Genomic DNA, 16257 nt, shown 5'->3' with positions numbered 1-16257 from the left:
GGACATGGAAACATTTACACTAGGCGTCATTCTTTTCACGCTGATCGTTCTGGCGCTTGTGACCATCATTTTGGCCGCGCGCTCCAAGCTCGTGTCTACCGGTGATGTGAACATCACAATCAACGGCGAGAAAACGATCTCTGTTCCTGCGGGTGGCAAGCTGCTGCAAACGCTGGCGGAACAGAAACTGTTCGTTCCTTCTGCCTGTGGTGGTGGTGGTACCTGTGCTCAGTGCCGTGTGCGCATTCACTCCGGCGGCGGTTCGATCTTGCCAACCGAGGAAAGCCACATCACCAAACGTGAAGCGGCTTGCGGTGATCGCCTGTCGTGTCAGGTGGCTGTGAAGCAGGACATGAACATCGAAGTGCCTGAAGAGGTGTTCGGCGTGAAAAAGTGGGAGTGTACTGTGCGCTCCAACGAAAACGTTGCGACCTTCATCAAGAACCTCGTTCTGGAACTGCCAGAAGGCGAAGATGTGAACTTCCGCGCAGGTGGTTATATTCAGATCGAAGCGCCGGCGCACAAGCTATCTTACAAAGACTTCGCGATTGAAGAAGAGTACCACGAAGATTGGGACAAGTTTAACCTGTGGCAGTATGAATCCACGGTGAGCGAGCCAATCGAACGTGCTTACTCCATGGCAAACTACCCGGATGAAAAAGGCCTCATCATGCTGAACGTGCGTGTGGCCTCGCCACCTCCGGGCAGCCAAGGCATCCCTCCGGGTCAGATGTCATCTTACATCTTCAACCTGAAGCCAGGTGACAAGGTGACGATTTCGGGTCCGTTTGGTGAGTTCTTCGCACGTGATACCAACAAAGAGATGGTCTTCATCGGTGGTGGTGCGGGTATGGCCCCAATGCGGAGCCACATCTTCGACCAGCTCAAGCGTCTGGAAAACCGCGATCGTAAGATCACATTCTGGTACGGTGCACGTTCCAAGCGCGAGATGTTCTTTGTTGAGGACTTCGACGGTTTGGCTGAGGAGTTTGATAACTTCGAATGGCACGTGGCGCTCTCTGATGCTCTGCCTGAGGATGATTGGAAGGGCTACACTGGCTTCATTCACAACGTTCTGTTTGAAGAATACCTCAAGAACCACCCAGCACCTGAGGATTGTGAGTTCTACATGTGTGGTCCGCCCATCATGAACCAATCCGTGATCAATATGCTGTTGGATCTAGGTGTGGATCGCGAAGACATCATGCTTGATGACTTCGGTGGCTAAGCCAAACGCTATGAGACATCAAAAACGCCGTCCCTTGGGACGGCGTTTTTCTTTGTGTGGAGAAAACTGAATTCGGCATTCGGCGGACTGTGTTGGGTTGGTCTTGACCACAAGCGGTGGCAATGTGGCGTAACAGCATTGACGTGGGGAGGCGCCGAATATGCGCGTATTGGTCTATCAGGCGCATCCGGGGGCGCAGCATTCGATGGCAAACAAGGCTATGAATGCCGCAACTCAGTCAGTGGAAGGCATCGAATTTGTCGATCTTTACGCCAAGTATCCTCGGTTTGATATCGATGTAGCGGCGGAGCAGGAGAGGCTGCTTCGCAGCGATGTTATCCTCTTTCAATATCCTTTGTTTTGGTACTCTACGCCCTCGATCATCAAGGAATGGCAGGATTTGGTGCTGGAACATGGGTTCGCCTATGGAACGGGCGGAGACAAACTGGCGGGTAAAATCTGGTCGATGGGTATCACCTGCGGCGCGCCAGAGGACGCCTACGGAGCAGATGGCTATAACGGTTTTGGCCTGCGCACTTTGCTGACGCCGATGGAGCAAACGGCACGACTGTGCCATATGCAATTCCTTTCGCCCTTTGTGCTTTACGGCGCTTTGGCCAAGCGCGAGGTGCACGGATTAAGCCCCCATGCAGAAGGGTGGCGACGCTGGTTGGTCGCGTTGCGCGACGACCAAGTGTCGTTTGAAGCGGCCAATGCGCTCGACGTGGTACAAGCCGAAAACCTGAATGAGGTGATCCAATGACCAGCTTCTTGTTGCTAGCCACCGTCATTCTGATTGCAGGCGTCATTGCTGTGCCTTTGGCGTCCAAGCTTGGATTGGGATCTGTCTTGGGCTACCTGTTGGCAGGTATTGCGATTTCTCCCATTCTCCATTGGCTTGATGTGGACATCATTGAGATCCAGCATTTTGCCGAATTTGGCGTGGTGATGATGTTGTTTTTGGTGGGCTTGGAGCTTGATCCGAAGATGCTTTGGGCCATGCGGCGGCGCCTGTTAGGGCTTGGCGGCTTGCAAGTGGGGTTGAGCATTGCATTGATCGCAGCAATCGCGATGCTTTTTGGGCTGCAGCCCACCGTTGCATTGACGCTTGGAATGGTTTTTGCGTTGTCCTCTACGGCCATCGTTTTGCAGACCCTCAACGAAAAGGGCTTGATGCAGGCACAGGGCGGGAAATCTTCATTCCAAGTGCTGTTGTTTCAAGACATTGCCGTGATCCCAATGCTGGCTCTGTTGCCACTCTTGGCGTTGCCGGAATTGGCAGAGCACGGTGCCGATGTGACCCATGGCGGCGGGCACAATGGGGGACATGGGGATGAGCATGGCGAAGGCCATGCAGCGATTAGTTTGGTCGATGGACGTCCGGGCTGGCAGGTAGGTCTGATCACTTTGGCTGCAATAGGCTCAATTGGCGTGATCGGTAGCTTTCTGACACGCCCTTTGTTCCGCTTTGTGGCGCTGGCAAATCTGCGTGAGGTGTTTGTGGCAACCACGCTCGCTCTGGTGATTGGCATTGCTCTGTTGATGAGCCTCGTCGGGCTATCACCTGCATTGGGCACTTTCTTGGCAGGCGTGGTTCTGGCGAACAGCGAATACAGACACGAATTGGAAAGCGACATCGATCCATTTCGAGGGCTTCTTCTGGGGCTATTTTTTATGACCGTCGGGGCGGCGATCAACTTCAGTTTGCTTGCTGAGAACCTCTGGATGGTGGTGGGCATCACGCTTGGTGTGATGCTGATCAAAGCCTTGGTTCTCTACGTTTTGACCCTGATCTTTAAGCTGCAAGGGGCTGATCGCTGGCTTTTCACCTTGGGGCTCGCTCAGGCGGGTGAATTTGGCTTTGTGCTGTTGAGTTTCACTGTTGCCAACAATGTGCTGCCTCAGGAGATCGCCCAGATTGCATTGCTTGTGGTGACACTCTCCATGCTGCTGACGCCGGCGTTGTTCATTTTCTACGATCGGGTGGTTGCGTCTAAGTTTGCCCATGACCAAGAGGCTGAGGCAGACGAGATTGATCACAGCAGCCCCATTATTGTTGTCGGCTATGGCCGCTTCGGTGGCGTGGTAGCGCGTATGCTGCGGCAGATCGGCGAGCAGCCCGTGCTGGTGGACTACTCCGCAACGCAACTTGAAATGGTTCGCCGGTTTGGCACCAAAGTGTTTTTTGGTGACGGCACCCGGCCGGACATGCTGCATGCTGCGGGTATTGATGACGCGAAAATGCTGGTTGTGGCCATCGACGGTAAAGAGCAAATTACGCATCTGGTGGAGTATGTGTCGCGCCATCACCCGCATGTGCATATCGTAGCGCGTGCGGTCGACCGGGAGCATGTCTATGACCTGTACCAGGCCGGTGCAAATGACATTGTGCGGGAAACGTTTGACAGCGCGGTGCGGGCCGGGCGCTCAGCCTATGAAGCTCTTGGGATTCATCCTTACCAAGCGGAGCGCTTAGCGCGAAGGTTCACCAAGGCTGACAGGAAACTGCTTGTCGACACTGCTTCTGTTCATAAACCGGGGGTGCGGGCAGGGGACAATCCTGAGTTTGTAGCCTTGGCGCGTGAGCTGAATGAGCAGATGGAAGAAGAGCTGCGCAATGCCAGCACAGGTTTTGGGGTTCAAGCCTCGGACGGGTGGGTGCCGCCACCGGCGAACCTGAAGAAAGATGAACCGGAACAGGGGCGATAAATTTGGCTAAGGCAGTTTTCCTTCAGGGCGCTTTGATGCGGCATGTCACCGTGATGTCGCTCACCTCGTCCGTCGGCTTGATGGCGATTTTCGCAGTCGATTTTGTCGACATGATTTTCATCTCAATGCTTGGCAACAAAGCACTTGCGGCCGCCGTAGGATATGCAGGCACATTGCTGTTCTTCACCAATGCGATCAATATCGGGCTCTCGATCTCTTCAGGCTCTCTGGTGGCGCGCTCGGTGGGCGCGGATCAGCCGCAGCTGGCACGCGAATATGCCACTTCGGTTGCTGTCGTTGTCGCAATGATCGGCGTGCTTGTGCCGATTGGCGTATTGAGTTCGCTTGATCCGATCATTTCCTGGCTGGGCGCTGAGGCGGAGACCTTAGCGCTGGCAAAGCGATACGTCAGCATCGTGCTGCCAACCATGCCGTTGATGGGCATAGCGATGGCAAGCATGGCAGTGCTGCGAGCATATGGCGATGCGCGCCGATCTATGATGGGGACAGTGTTTGGCGGGCTCGTTAATGCTACGCTGGATCCAATTCTGATCTTTGGCGTCGGGCTTGGACTTGATGGAGCTGCTTATGCCTCAGTGGTGGCGCGGATGGTGATGTGCGGCTACGCGCTCTTTTGCGTGATCCGTATTCACAATGGCTATGCGCGGCCTACGGTACGTCTCCTTGTGCGCGACGCAAAGGCCATTGGTGGGATTGCTGGGCCCGCTGTTTTGACCAATGTGGCTTCGCCTTTGGGAACTGCCATCGTAACCCGTGAAATGGCGCGCTATGGCACCGATGCGGTAGCTGCGATGGCGGTGATTGGGCGGTTGCTGCCGGTGGCCTTTGCCGTGGTATTTGCGCTGTCAGGCGCGATCGGGCCAATCGTTGGCCAGAACTTCGGAGCGAGCCAGTTTGACAGGGTGCGTGGCACCTTGAAGGCCGGTTTGCAGTTTCTGAGCGCCTATACGCTGTTTGCGGCGCTGATCCTTTTTGTGCTGCGCGCGCCGATCGCAGATATCTTTGACGCAGAAGGAGAGATGCGTACGCTGATCCTCCTCTTTTGCGGGCCGCTTGCGCTATTGCAGTTTTTCAACGGTGTGATCTTTGTCTGTAATGCCTGTTTCAACAATCTCGGCCATCCGATCTATTCAACCTATGTGAATTGGGGGCGGCATACATTGGGGACTTACCCCTTTGTGATCGCAGGCGGGGCGCTTTGGGGCGCGTCGGGGGTGTTGCTTGGCCAGGCCTTTGGGGGCGCAGTGTTTGCAATCGTCGGGTTGATCGCGGCCTCAAAGACAATCAACCGGCTCAGTGCACCTGCGCCGGTTGATCCGTTCGCTGAAGAAAGCACGCTGCATCATGTGAGCGGCCGTCGGAATTGGTGAGGAGGGCTAGCGCGGTAGTTGCGATGCTTCTTTGGCCAGCGCTTCGATTTCGTCCCATGCGCCAGCTATGACAAGCTTTGAGGGGGCGACCCAACTGCCGCCTGCGCAAACCACGTTGGGCAAGGACAGGTAATCACCGGCGTTTTGCGGGTTCACACCACCAGTTGGGCAGAAGGAAATTTGAGGTAGCGGGCTTGCCAGGGAACCTAGGAATTTTGCGCCGCCTGCTGCCTCAGCTGGGAAAAACTTCAGCATGTCATAGCCGCGTTCCAGCAGCGCCATGGCCTCACTGGCGGAGGCTGCGCCGGGTAGGAGGGGAAGCCCCTCGGCCTCACATGCGGCAATCAGCGTGTCGGTGGCACCGGGAGAGACGCCAAATGTGGCACCTGCGTCTTTCGCGGCTTTCACATCTGTCGGTGTCAGCAGGGTGCCAGCGCCAACCATCCCGCCAGGCACCTCAGCCATTGCGCGGATCACATCCAGTGCGGCTGGCGTGCGCAAAGTCACTTCTAGCGCGGGCAGGCCACCCGCAACCAGTGCCTCGGCCAAAGGTTTGGCGTCAGAGGCATTTTCGACAACGAGTACAGGAACGATTGGGGCCGCGTTGCAGATATCGCGGGCCTGTGCGCTGGCATCCTTTGGGGTGATCGGCATCAATGTGATCCTTCAAAGATAGAGGCTCCGGTAGTGGCAGAGCCGACGGCATTGCGGAAAGTGGCAAAGAGATCGCGGCCTGTGCCGGATTGATACGCGGTCAGATCTGCAACAACAGCAGGGCGTTCTTCGACACCCTCTGTAAGCACTTCGAGGACACCCGCCTCGGCATCCACACGCACGATATCGCCGTTTTTGAGTTTGGCGATGGTGCCGCCGTCGAGCGCTTCTGGGCTCACATGGATTGCGGCGGGGATCTTGCCTGACGCGCCCGACATACGCCCATCGGTAACAAATGCGACCTTGAGGCCTTTGCCCTGCATGATCGACATCAACGGCGTCAGGCTGTGCAGTTCCGGCATACCGTTGGCCTTGGGGCCCTGGAAACGTACGACGATCACCACATCTTCGGTCAATTCGCCCGCTTGGAAGGCGGCTTTCACTTCGTCCTGGTCATGGAAAACGCGGACTGGAGCTTCGACCAAGCGATGTTCAGGGGCGACGGCGGAGATCTTCATCACAGAGGTGCCGAGATTGCCTGTAAGCCGTGCAAGACCGCCCGTTGGTTGGAAGGGATCAGTCGCCGGGCGGACGATTTTGTCGTTGAGCGAAACCTTTGTCCCCGGTTGCCAGATCAAGGCACCGTCTATCAGTTTCGGTTCTTGCGTGTAGTTTTCCAATCCTTCGCCGGCGACGGTTTTGGTGTCGCTGTGCAGAAGACCCGCGGAGAGAAGTTCTCCAATCATGTATCCAAGTCCACCTGCCGCGTGGAAATGGTTCACGTCAGCAAGGCCGTTGGGATAGACACGCGCCAGCAGAGGGGTCACGTCAGACAATTCTGCAAAATCTTCCCATGTCAGAACGATGCCGCCTGCGCGGGCCATGGCGATCAGGTGGATCAGCAGATTGGTCGAGCCGCCGGTGGCATTGAGGCCGATCATGCCATTCACAAAGGCTTTTTCGTCCAGGATATCGCAGGTTGGGGTGTAGTTGTTGCCGAGCGCCGAAAGAGAGAGCGCGCGTCGTGCACCTTCTTCTGTGAGCGCATCACGCAGATCGGTGTTGGGGGAGACGAAACTGGAACCCGGCAGGTGCAGCCCCATGAATTCCATCAGCATCTGGTTGGTGTTGGCGGTCCCATAGAAGGTGCATGTGCCGGGGCCGTGATACGCCGCCATTTCGGAGGCCATCAGCTCCGCACGGTCAGCCTCGCCTGCCGCGAAGCGTTGACGGACTTTGGCTTTCTCGTCGTTTGAGATGCCAGAGGTCATGGGACCTGCTGGCAGGAAGACCGCTGGGAGATGGCCAAAGCTTTGTGCCGCGATCACAAGACCGGGCACGATTTTGTCGCACACACCAAGGTAGACGGAGGCATCAAAGGTGTTGTGGCTTAGGGCAACCCCGGCGGCGAGGGCAATCACATCTCGGGAGAACAGGGAAAGCTCCATGCCAGCTTCGCCCTGCGTGACGCCATCACACATGGCGGGAACACCCCCAGCCACCTGGGCTGTGCCACCGGCCGCACGTGCGGCATCGCGGATCAGCGTGGGATAGCGCTCAAAGGGCTGGTGCGCTGAGAGCATGTCATTGTAGGCGGTGATGATGCCGAGGTTGCCAGCGGTTCCGGTGGCCAGTGCAGATTGATCTGCGCCCGCGCCTGCATAGGCATGGGCCTGGCCCGAGCAGCTGAGATGGGCGCGGGCCGGGCCTTGGCTGGCCGCTTGTGTCATGCGTTCCAGATAGGTGCCACGGTGTGGTTTGCTGCGCGCAATGATGCGCTCGGTGACTTTTTCAACGGTTGGGTGGAGCGGCATAGGAGCCATCCTTCCTATCTTGGGCCAATTGGCCTTAGTTACCGATCGGACGCCAGCGACGCCCGCCCTGATGCATCAACATGAGTGCCTCTTCGGGGCCGGAACCGCCCGGATCATATGGCACCGGGCGCTGTCCTGCCTCTTCCCACGCGGAAATCAGAGGATCGGCCCAAGCCCAAGCGGCTTCCACTTCATCACCCCGCATGAATAGCGTTTGGTCGCCGCGGATGACATCCATAATAAGCCGCTCATAGGCGTCTTGTGAGATAAGATTTTCACCAAGAGCCTCTGCAAAGGACATGTCCATCGCCACCTCGGTCAGGCGCATACCGCCAGGGCCGGGCTCTTTGATGGTGGTACGCAGGGTGATGCCTTCGTCCGGTTGCAACCGAATGATCAGCGCATTGCCTTTGCGTCCTTCCATCTTATTGGGGAAGATGTTGTGAGGCGGGTCGCGGAAGACAACGGCGATTTCAGAGCTGCGGCCGCGCAGACGCTTACCGGTGCGCAGATAGAAAGGCGTCCCAGCCCACCGCCAGTTTCCTACAGCGAGCTTCATCGCGATAAAGCTTTCGGTGCGGCTGTCGGTGTTTTCGACGTCTTCGAGGTAGCTTCTGCCATCGCGGCCAGCGAGATATTGGCCGCGCACGATGTCGCTGAGCTCAACTGGTTCCAGCGCTTCGATCACCTTGACCTTCTCATCGCGCACGGAATTGGGCGTGAACTTGGAAGGCGGCTCCATCGCGATCAGGCACAGCAGCTGCATCAGGTGGTTCTGCACCATGTCGCGCATGGCGCCGGATTGGTCATAGTATCCGCCGCGACCAGCCACCCCGATGCTCTCTGCAACCGTGATCTGAACGTGGTCGATGTGGGTTGAATTCCACAGCGGTTCAAACAGTGAGTTGGCGAAGCGCAGCGCCATGAGGTTCTGCACGGTCTCTTTGCCAAGGTAATGGTCGATGCGGTAAATCTGTTGTTCGTCAAAATGCGACAGCAGATCCTTATTCAGCGCCTGGGCGCTTGCCAGATCGTGCCCAAAGGGCTTTTCCACCACAATACGGCTGTCGGGCGTGGCGATGCCATGCTGGCTCAGCCGTTGGGCGATAGCGCCAAAGAGTGATGGACTGACAGAGAGATAGAAGGTGCGGATGGTGTCATCCCGCAGATAGTCATTCAGCGCCTGCCAGCCGTCTTCGCCGGTTGCGTCGACGTGAAAGTAAGCGAGCCGCTCAACAAACGTGTCAACCGTGTCGCCCGGACGGAGGCTTTCGTCGACAAATTCAACAATCGCTTCTTTGATCAAGGCGCGGAATGCGGCGTTGTCCATATCGGATCGCGCCGCACCAATGATGCGTGCCTCAGCAGGCATTTGGCCCGCGCGAAATCTGTGAAACAGCCCCGGCAAAATTTTGCGACGGGCCAGATCACCGGTGGCTCCAAAGATCACCAGATCAAACGGAGCAACGGGGATAACGCGCGCGACCATCTGATTTAACCCTTCAGAAGCGCGCCCATACGGCGGCCTGTGTCGAGCATACGGTTGGAGAAGCCCCATTCATTGTCATACCAGCTGACCACGCGCACCAGACCTTCTTCGGTTACGCTGGTCTGAGCCGGAGCAAAGACCGAAGAATGGCTGTCATGGTTGAAATCCGCGGAGACAAGCGGTGCTTCCTCATAGCCGAGCACGCCTTTGAGCGGGCCTTCGGCAGCAGCTTTGACGGCGGCGTTCACGCTTTCCACAGAAGCTTCTTTAGAAGGCACAAATACCAGATCAACCATAGAGACATTGGCGGTTGGCACACGAACGGCGGAACCTTCCAGTTTGCCTTTCAGGTGCGGCAATACGAGAGAGATCGCACGGGCGGCGCCGGTCGAAGTTGGGATCATAGACAGGGCGGCGGCACGCGCGCGGTATAGATCTTTGTGGTTTGTGTCATGGGTTGGCTGATCGCCGGTGTAGGCGTGGATCGTTGTCATGTAGCCGGTTTTGATGCCGAAAGCATCGTCGAGCACTTTGGCCACGGGGGCAAGACAGTTGGTGGTGCAGGACGCGTTTGAGACAATCACATCTTCAACGGTTAGCGCATCATCGTTGACTCCGAACACAACTGTTTTGTCAGCATTTGCGCCGGGAGCGGAGATCAATACGCGCTTGGCACCGCTTTCCAACAGCAGAGCCGCCTTATCGCGTGCAGTGAAAATGCCTGTGCACTCATAGGCTACGTCCACGTCTGACCAAGGCAGTTCCTGCGGGTCGCGGATCGCGGTAAGGCGGATTGACTGGCCCGCGACTTTCATCACGTCGCCTTCCAGCGACACATCCGCGTTCAAGCGGCCGTGCACGCTGTCGTACTTCAGCAGGTGAACGAGGTGGTCGTTCGGTGACAGATCGTTAATGGCTACGACTTCAATATCGTCTACGCCGCTTTCGATCAGGGCACGCAGTACACCGCGCCCGATGCGGCCAAATCCGTTGATGGCTATCTTGGTGGTCATGTCTTTCTCCCAACACCCTAAATAGCGCTTGTGGTAGCGCCACCGTTAGCGCTATCGGTATACTCTAATCTTTCTGGAATCAAGGGGTCTCACGAACTTCTGCGAGGTGCGCTTTCAGGGTTGCGTTGGCGGTGGTTGTGTCAGACGATCTGGGCATGGGAAAAAAGCTACTTCTCAAAGACATCGCCAAGCTCGCGGGCGTGAGTGAAATGACTGCGTCGCGCGCCATGCGTGGTGCTCAGGACGTATCTGAAGCCACGCGTCAAAAGGTCGAACAGATCGCGCGAGAAGTCGGATATGTGCCGAATCGAATTGCCGGAGCTTTGGCTTCGAGCAAAGTGAATCTTGTGGGCGTGGTGGTGCCGAGCCTCAATTCCTCTGTTTTTCCAGAGGTTCTCTCGGGCATTAGCTCAACGCTGAAAGACACGCCGCTGAAGCCGGTGATTGGTGTCACAGGGTATGATCTGCTTGAAGAGGAAGAGGTCATTCGTGAGATGCTGAGTTGGCGCCCCACTGGTGTGGTGGTTGCGGGGCTTGAGCACAATGATGCTGCACGCAAGATGTTGGCGAATGCCGACTGTCCAGTTGTCGAAGTGATGGATGTGGATGGAGAACCCGTCAAACACTGCGTTGGGATCTCGCATCTTGAAGCCGGACGCGTGATGGCGCGCACCATTTTGGATGCGGGTTATCAGAAAATCGGCTTTATCGGCACGAAGATGCCGCAGGATTATCGGGCAGAGAAACGCCTGAAAGGTTTTGAGCAAGCACTTGAAGACGCGGGCGTTTCATTGGTTGATCAAGAGCTTTATTCCGGGGTGTCTTCGATTGAGACGGGTCATGAGTTGACCGAAATGTTGCGGGCGCGAACGCCGGAGTTGGAGTGTATCTATTTTTCAAGCGATGTATTGAGTGTCGGTGCCTATATGCACTGTTTGGCCAAGGGCATTTCGGTTCCCGATGAGTTGGCGCTGGCTGGGTTCAACAATTTGAAACTGTTGCGTGGTTTGCCGATGACCTTGGCAACCACGGATGCCCATCGATTTGAGATCGGCCAGAAGGCGGCGGAGATCATTTTGGCGTCACAGGGGCCGAATTCGCCGGCCCAAACTGTAAAATTGGAGCCACAAGTCACACGGGGCGGGTCGCTTTAGGCACAGTTGCGGAAGGTGTCAGCAACCATTTTTGCCGCTTCGTCCCATGTGCCGAGCGGGGGCATGAGGTGTCCAGAAAAATTTGCTTCTTCAAGCGCTTCTGGGATGTCCTCCCGGCAATGTTCTCCTTCCAGCGCGAAGAACGGCAAGCAAAGGCTCTGCTTTGGTAGGTTCCGCGCGGCGTCGGCTATGAAGGGCGCTTCTTCGACAAAACCTGTGGTGATTTTCAGGTCCTGGAGGCGGTCTCTGAGCTGTTGAGCAAAGGCATTGGCTGAGGCTGCAGCTTTCGGACCTTTGGCCGAGCCATGAGCCGCCAAAAGCAAGTGACTCTTGGTGTTCTCCCAACCTAACGAGATGAGCTTCTTTCGGATGCTTGCGGCTGCTACGTCGGGTAGAGCAGGGTGAAATCCGAGCGGTGGCAGAATGCTGAAATCAGCACCGTTGAGGCGTCGGGGAAGCACCTTGGAGACAAACCAACCCTCCGCCATGAACATTGGGAAAATTGGAGAACCTGTTGGCATTTCAGACACTTGCCGCTCCAGAGCGTCAGGCATTGCCAAGGTGGCTGCGCGAATGTGCCAACCAGGCAGATGCTTGCCAACCGCTGCGGCGAATCCTTGTAGCCACAGTTCGGGAGGAACGGGCACAGACGGCTGTCCATGTGCTACGATAAGAGCTTCCCGTTGCTGATTGCTCATGCGTTGGGGGCTTCGAAAGCTGCAGCAAGATCAGCGGGCAGATCGAATTCAGCGAGCACGCGGGCGCGGGCGTCAGCGGACATTTTTCGCGCCGTTTTGACCACGATATCGAGCACTTTTTCTTCAGGATGCTTGGCTGCGAAAGGCGCGAAGTACCACTTCAAAAAGACAAAACAGATAATGTCTTCAAGAGCTTGAACCTGATCGTTGCGTTTGATGCCTTCTTTGCGCAGCATCGCTCCGGTCTCAGATATCTCATCTTCCGAGAAACCTGAATCTCCCATGATGGTCGAAACACGATCGGCGTGATGCACCGCGAGGTCGCGACGCCATTTGAGATAACCTGCGCGGCCTTCCGGATAGTCGGCCCGTTTCAAGACCCAGCGCTCGATGTGCTGCCCCCGTGCTGCAATCTGTAAGCTCTCGGACGCATTGGGAAAAAGCCGGTTGGCTTCCTCCGACATCCGCGTCCCATAGAGCAGGGCTTCGGGCTGGCCTTCATCCAGTCTGGGGTCTTTTGCGTTGGCTTCGTCAATGGCGTCCAAGGCGGTTTGAAGGCGGGTCATGGCTGGCTCCGAGCTGCTGCAATATCATTTATTTAGGCGGTGTCAGGGCGCGCGGAAAGGGGCAAATTTGCGCGTCGGTATCACGTCGGTATTGCGTCAATATCGCGTCTGTATCGCGGGTGTGTATTGTCGGTGTCTAAGTCGACGGAGTTGGGGCGTTCTGAAGGGCGTCTCGCAGGGCTTCCAGATCCAGTGGTTTGTGCAGAAGTGGCGCATGCAGGGCAGCACAGAGCGCGGACAGATCGGGGGAGCGGTTTGCAGAGATAACGCAGGCTGGCAAAGGTCCGAACAGCTCGCGCAGGATGGAAACGAGATCAGTCCCTGTCGCACCATTGTCGAGTTGGTAGTCTGCTAGAACGACATCGGGGGCGATGTCGATTTCCCGTAGGAGGTCGAGGGCTTCTACATCGCTGCCGCAAGAAAGAACATCCGCGCCCCAGTTTTCAAGTGTCATGCTGATCGCTTGCCTAAGAGCTTCGTCATTTTCGACAAGCAGGACGATCCGGTGGGTCAGTGGCTCGCTTGACTGAGTTGGCAGAACCTCCGTAGGAGGAGGGGTTTCATGCACGGCGGCCAGAGGCAGGGTGACGCAAAACCGTGTGCCGCGGCCGGGTGTGGAGTGAAGTTCCAAGGGGTGTTTTAAAAGACGGCATGCACGCTCAACAATCGCGAGGCCAAGTCCCAAACCTTCGGCGGGGCTGGCGGCTGCGTTGACGCGGTGGAACTCGTCAAAGACCTTTTGGTGTTGTTCAGGCGGAATACCGGGGCCGGTGTCCCAGATTTCCACCACGACGGTGTCGCCCCGCTGCCTTGTGCCAACCAATACCCGGCCGGTATTGGTGTAGCGCAGCGCGTTGCCCATCAGGTTCTGCAGAATCCGACGCAAATAAGTGGCATCTGAGGTGACGGAGAGGTCGGCGGTTCGCAGGTCAAATCGCAACCCCTTTTCAGCTGCAGCAGGGGACAATTCGCTATGCAGCTGCTGCAGCAATTCATTGAGAGGGATGCGGCTCTCATGGACGGCGACACGTCCGGAGTCCAGTTTGGAGATGTCCAGAAGTGCTCCGAGTATGTCTTCAACACTTTGCAGCGCGCCGGTCGCTTTCATGAGGCGTTCGCGCTGATCAGGGGCTTCAAGATCGTTTTCCAAAGAGGAGAGATACAACTTCGCCGCGGAGAGCGGTTGCAGCAAATCGTGACTGGCGGCGGCAACGAACCGTGATTTTGACGCGTTGGCGCGCTCGGCCTCGGCCAGGGCGTCGCGCAGTTCCAAAGTGCGTTCCTGCACGCGGCGTTCCAGCGTTTCATTGACCTGAGAGATCGCGCGCAATGCCCGACGTTCGGTTGTGATGTCTGTGAAGGAAATCACGAAGCCACCATCGGGCATGTGCTGGGCAAAGACGGCCAGTGTGCGGTCTTCCCCCAATGCGACTTCAAAAGACAGCGGTGCGCGGCGGCCCTGATGGGCGGACCATTCAAAGAGGTCCACCGCGTCGGTCGCGTTGCGGAAGGTCACGATGCGGGAGAGTTGGTCATAGACTGTGCGAAAAGGCAGGCCCAAGCGGAAGCGGCGTAGCGGGATCGACAGAAGCTCGCCCAATCGGCGGTTCCAGCCGACCAGTCTGGCTTCGCGATCAAAGATGCCCACGCCTTGATTGAGGTGTTCCAGGGTTGCTTTTACCAGCCGGGCCTGATCGTCCAGCAGGCGTTCGCGTTCCTGCCGCTCGATCAGCATCATGTCGGTGACATCGGTTTGCAGCACCACGGTGCCGCCGTCGCGGGTGCGGTGCTCTGACACCTGCAGCCAGCGGTCGCCCGCCATGCGGGCGTTGAAGACCACATGCTGTTCGCGGTGGCGGATCATGCGGCGTTTCTGCCAATCCTCCGAGGTGGTGCCTTGGGGAAGTTCCAAATAGGGGCTTGCAGAGACGATGCGCACATATTCGGCAAAGGGCAGGCCGGGTTTGAAAAGGTGGTGCACATCGCGCATGTGTTTGCCAAAGCGGCTGTTACACATCACCAAATTCTCGTTTGCATCAAAGAGCGCAAATCCCTCTTGCACCGTTTCAATGGCGTTGGCGAGGTTGGCGCGCGCGGCCTCGGCCTCGGCATTGGCTTGCGCAAGAGATGCATTGGAGGTGTTCAGAAGATCCAGAGCACGCTCAAGCTCGAGCGTGCGGGCGCGGACCTCCTCTTCAAGCATCACAGCGCGTTCAAATTGCGCATATGCCACGCCGGTGCTGTCAGGGCTGGCTTCAGCCCGTCGCATCAGCGTGTCAACGATGGTCAGCAGTTTTTGGTTTTGCCGCTCAAGCGTGTCGGCGGGATCTACTAGGGACTGAGGCGCCATGGGCTTAGTCTTCCAGTGGCGGATAGATGGCGACACCAGTGAAGGTTTGGTTCACGTGCATGGAATTGATCTGTTCACCGTAGGTCGAAAAGCCAACGACATTGTGTTTTGCCAGCACACGGGAAATCTCTGTGGTGACCTGCTTTTGCGTGGCTTCGACGCGCCGGAGCAGGCAGTCGCAGCCCAGGATCATATCGGGGGGGCGCTGGTCAGACAGCACAGAGAGTTCGCGTTCCAAATGGGAGACCATGTCTTCTGGTTCCGCGAGGGTGAGAACAACCCCCTCGTCAATGGCTGAGAAAAACACCAGATCGCCGTTGTCCGCCACACGTTGAATGGCGCGGACGTGGGTTTGGTCGCCGATCCGCACTACAACGGGATGTGCGGCAAAAGTGAATGTTGTGAGCTGTTCCGGATCTTTGCCAAGGATGCGGGCGTATTCACGTGCGGCGGGCTCTGCGTTGATTTCGTGGACCAAGCGTGTGGTAGGGTCTGCAGCTGTGACCACCATGCGTTGCTCGGTGGGCTGAAGATGGTCGGTCTTGAACACATGTACGGGGCAGTTGGACCGAATTTGGATGAGAACGGCCGCGTTGGTGTGAAAGGCACCTTCATAGAAAATATGCGTTACGCCAAAATCCTCTCCGTCACCAGCAGAGCCGCCGAACAACGGCACTGGCCCCAATCCCATCGCCAGCTCGGCGGCCAGTGCGTCTTCGCAGGTGGAAAGCCCGTCTACAAGCAAAAACGCAAATTCTGATGTCCAGCGTGGGTGATCGGCTGCGAGCGCATTACGGTTTTGGATCATCTCACTGATCCGCTCCTGAGCCTGCAGTTCAGAGAGATCATCAATGAAAAGCGACTTGATGGCAAAATGCGCGGTGGGCAGGCCGACGGCGACAATTTCACCCTCTGTGTAGCCCTTCGCGCCCAGTTCTCCTGCGGTGGTGCAGCCCACAACTTTTGTCTCTTTGAAGTGGGTCTCCGCTTGGGCAACGAACTCAGGCAGGTTTGTCTCGGGTGACACAAAGAGGATGACCAGCGCCAAAGGGTCTGATCCAAGAGCGTTGGCCAGTTGCGCCAAGGCATAGGGCGCGCGGCAATCCGCAAAGCCCGTGCGCACAATTGTAGCTTCCGTAAATGGCGTGCTGGCGTCCATAGCTGGCAATGTCCTCCCGTGACCGCTCCCCC

General features: G+C 57.1%; 13 protein-coding genes. 5 read left to right on the top strand and 8 right to left on the bottom strand.

Annotation, left to right across the window (positions count from 1 at the left end; genetic code table 11):
* Window positions 1-4 precede the first annotated feature (4 nt).
* From nqrF to J7399_RS04385, 4 genes are all read left to right on the top strand, one after another.
* A complete protein-coding gene (gene nqrF, locus J7399_RS04400) occupies window positions 5-1228 on the top strand; it encodes an NADH:ubiquinone reductase (Na(+)-transporting) subunit F (protein WP_209084335.1) in 1224 nt (407 codons plus the stop codon).
* A 160-nt stretch (window positions 1229-1388) separates the two neighbouring features.
* The gene (locus J7399_RS04395; protein ID WP_209084333.1) at window positions 1389-1991 is read left to right on the top strand and encodes an NAD(P)H-dependent oxidoreductase; all 603 of its coding nucleotides are present in this window, start codon (window positions 1389-1391) and stop codon (window positions 1989-1991) included.
* Complete coding sequence (locus J7399_RS04390) at window positions 1988-3937, top strand: cation:proton antiporter (RefSeq protein WP_209084331.1); 1950 nt, start codon at window positions 1988-1990, stop codon at window positions 3935-3937. The genes J7399_RS04395 and J7399_RS04390 overlap by 4 nt, the downstream gene beginning before the upstream one ends.
* 35 nt (window positions 3938-3972) lie before the next feature.
* The gene (locus tag J7399_RS04385) at window positions 3973-5328 is read left to right on the top strand and encodes an MATE family efflux transporter (RefSeq protein WP_209084329.1); all 1356 of its coding nucleotides are present in this window, start codon (window positions 3973-3975) and stop codon (window positions 5326-5328) included.
* Window positions 5329-5334: 6 nt separating this feature from the next.
* On the opposite strand, the gene eda is transcribed toward J7399_RS04385, so the two are convergent.
* The 4 genes from eda to gap are packed head-to-tail and all read right to left on the bottom strand — an operon-like array spanning window position 5335 to window position 10298.
* Window positions 5335-5982 (bottom strand): bifunctional 4-hydroxy-2-oxoglutarate aldolase/2-dehydro-3-deoxy-phosphogluconate aldolase, encoded by a 648-nt coding sequence (eda, locus tag J7399_RS04380; RefSeq protein ID WP_209084327.1) that lies wholly within the window; start codon window positions 5980-5982, stop codon window positions 5335-5337.
* On the bottom strand, window positions 5982-7796 hold the full coding sequence (gene edd, locus J7399_RS04375; protein WP_209084325.1) for a phosphogluconate dehydratase: 1815 nt from the start codon (window positions 7794-7796) through the stop codon (window positions 5982-5984). The genes eda and edd overlap by 1 nt, the downstream gene beginning before the upstream one ends.
* A 34-nt stretch (window positions 7797-7830) precedes the next feature.
* The gene (gene zwf / locus J7399_RS04370; protein WP_209084323.1) at window positions 7831-9285 is read right to left on the bottom strand and encodes a glucose-6-phosphate dehydrogenase; all 1455 of its coding nucleotides are present in this window, start codon (window positions 9283-9285) and stop codon (window positions 7831-7833) included.
* A 5-nt stretch (window positions 9286-9290) separates the two neighbouring features.
* Entirely contained in the window at window positions 9291-10298 is a 1008-nt protein-coding gene (gene gap, locus J7399_RS04365) for a type I glyceraldehyde-3-phosphate dehydrogenase (protein WP_209084322.1), read from the bottom strand.
* A gap of 155 nt (window positions 10299-10453) precedes the next feature.
* Here gap and J7399_RS04360 point away from each other — a divergent pair, with 155 nt between their 5' ends.
* Window positions 10454-11452 carry a LacI family DNA-binding transcriptional regulator gene (locus J7399_RS04360; RefSeq protein WP_209084791.1) on the top strand — a complete coding sequence of 333 codons (999 nt, stop codon included), beginning with the start codon at window positions 10454-10456 and terminating at the stop codon, window positions 11450-11452.
* Here the strand turns inward: J7399_RS04360 and J7399_RS04355 are convergent.
* The 4 genes from J7399_RS04355 to J7399_RS04340 all read right to left on the bottom strand — a co-directional run bounded on the left by J7399_RS04355 (window position 11449) and on the right by J7399_RS04340 (window position 16225).
* Window positions 11449-12150: a CbiX/SirB N-terminal domain-containing protein gene (locus J7399_RS04355; protein WP_209084320.1), complete on the bottom strand. Its 702-nt coding sequence runs from the start codon at window positions 12148-12150 to the stop codon at window positions 11449-11451. The genes J7399_RS04360 and J7399_RS04355 overlap by 4 nt on opposite strands.
* Complete coding sequence (locus J7399_RS04350) at window positions 12147-12716, bottom strand: DUF4202 domain-containing protein (protein WP_209084319.1); 570 nt, start codon at window positions 12714-12716, stop codon at window positions 12147-12149. Before J7399_RS04350 ends, J7399_RS04355 begins: the two co-directional genes overlap by 4 nt.
* A 136-nt stretch (window positions 12717-12852) precedes the next feature.
* Window positions 12853-15066, bottom strand: a complete 2214-nt coding sequence (locus J7399_RS04345) for a PAS-domain containing protein (RefSeq protein WP_209084318.1) — start codon at window positions 15064-15066, stop codon at window positions 12853-12855.
* Window positions 15067-15070: 4 nt separating this feature from the next.
* Complete coding sequence (locus J7399_RS04340) at window positions 15071-16225, bottom strand: FIST N-terminal domain-containing protein (protein WP_209084317.1); 1155 nt, start codon at window positions 16223-16225, stop codon at window positions 15071-15073.
* Between the last annotated feature and the right edge of the window lie 32 nt (window positions 16226-16257).

The sequence above is a fragment of the Shimia sp. R9_1 genome (assembly GCF_017743775.1).
Lineage (GTDB): Bacteria > Pseudomonadota > Alphaproteobacteria > Rhodobacterales > Rhodobacteraceae > Shimia.
Note: the sequence above shows the minus strand (reverse complement) of the source record. Positions and strands in the feature narration are given on the sequence as shown.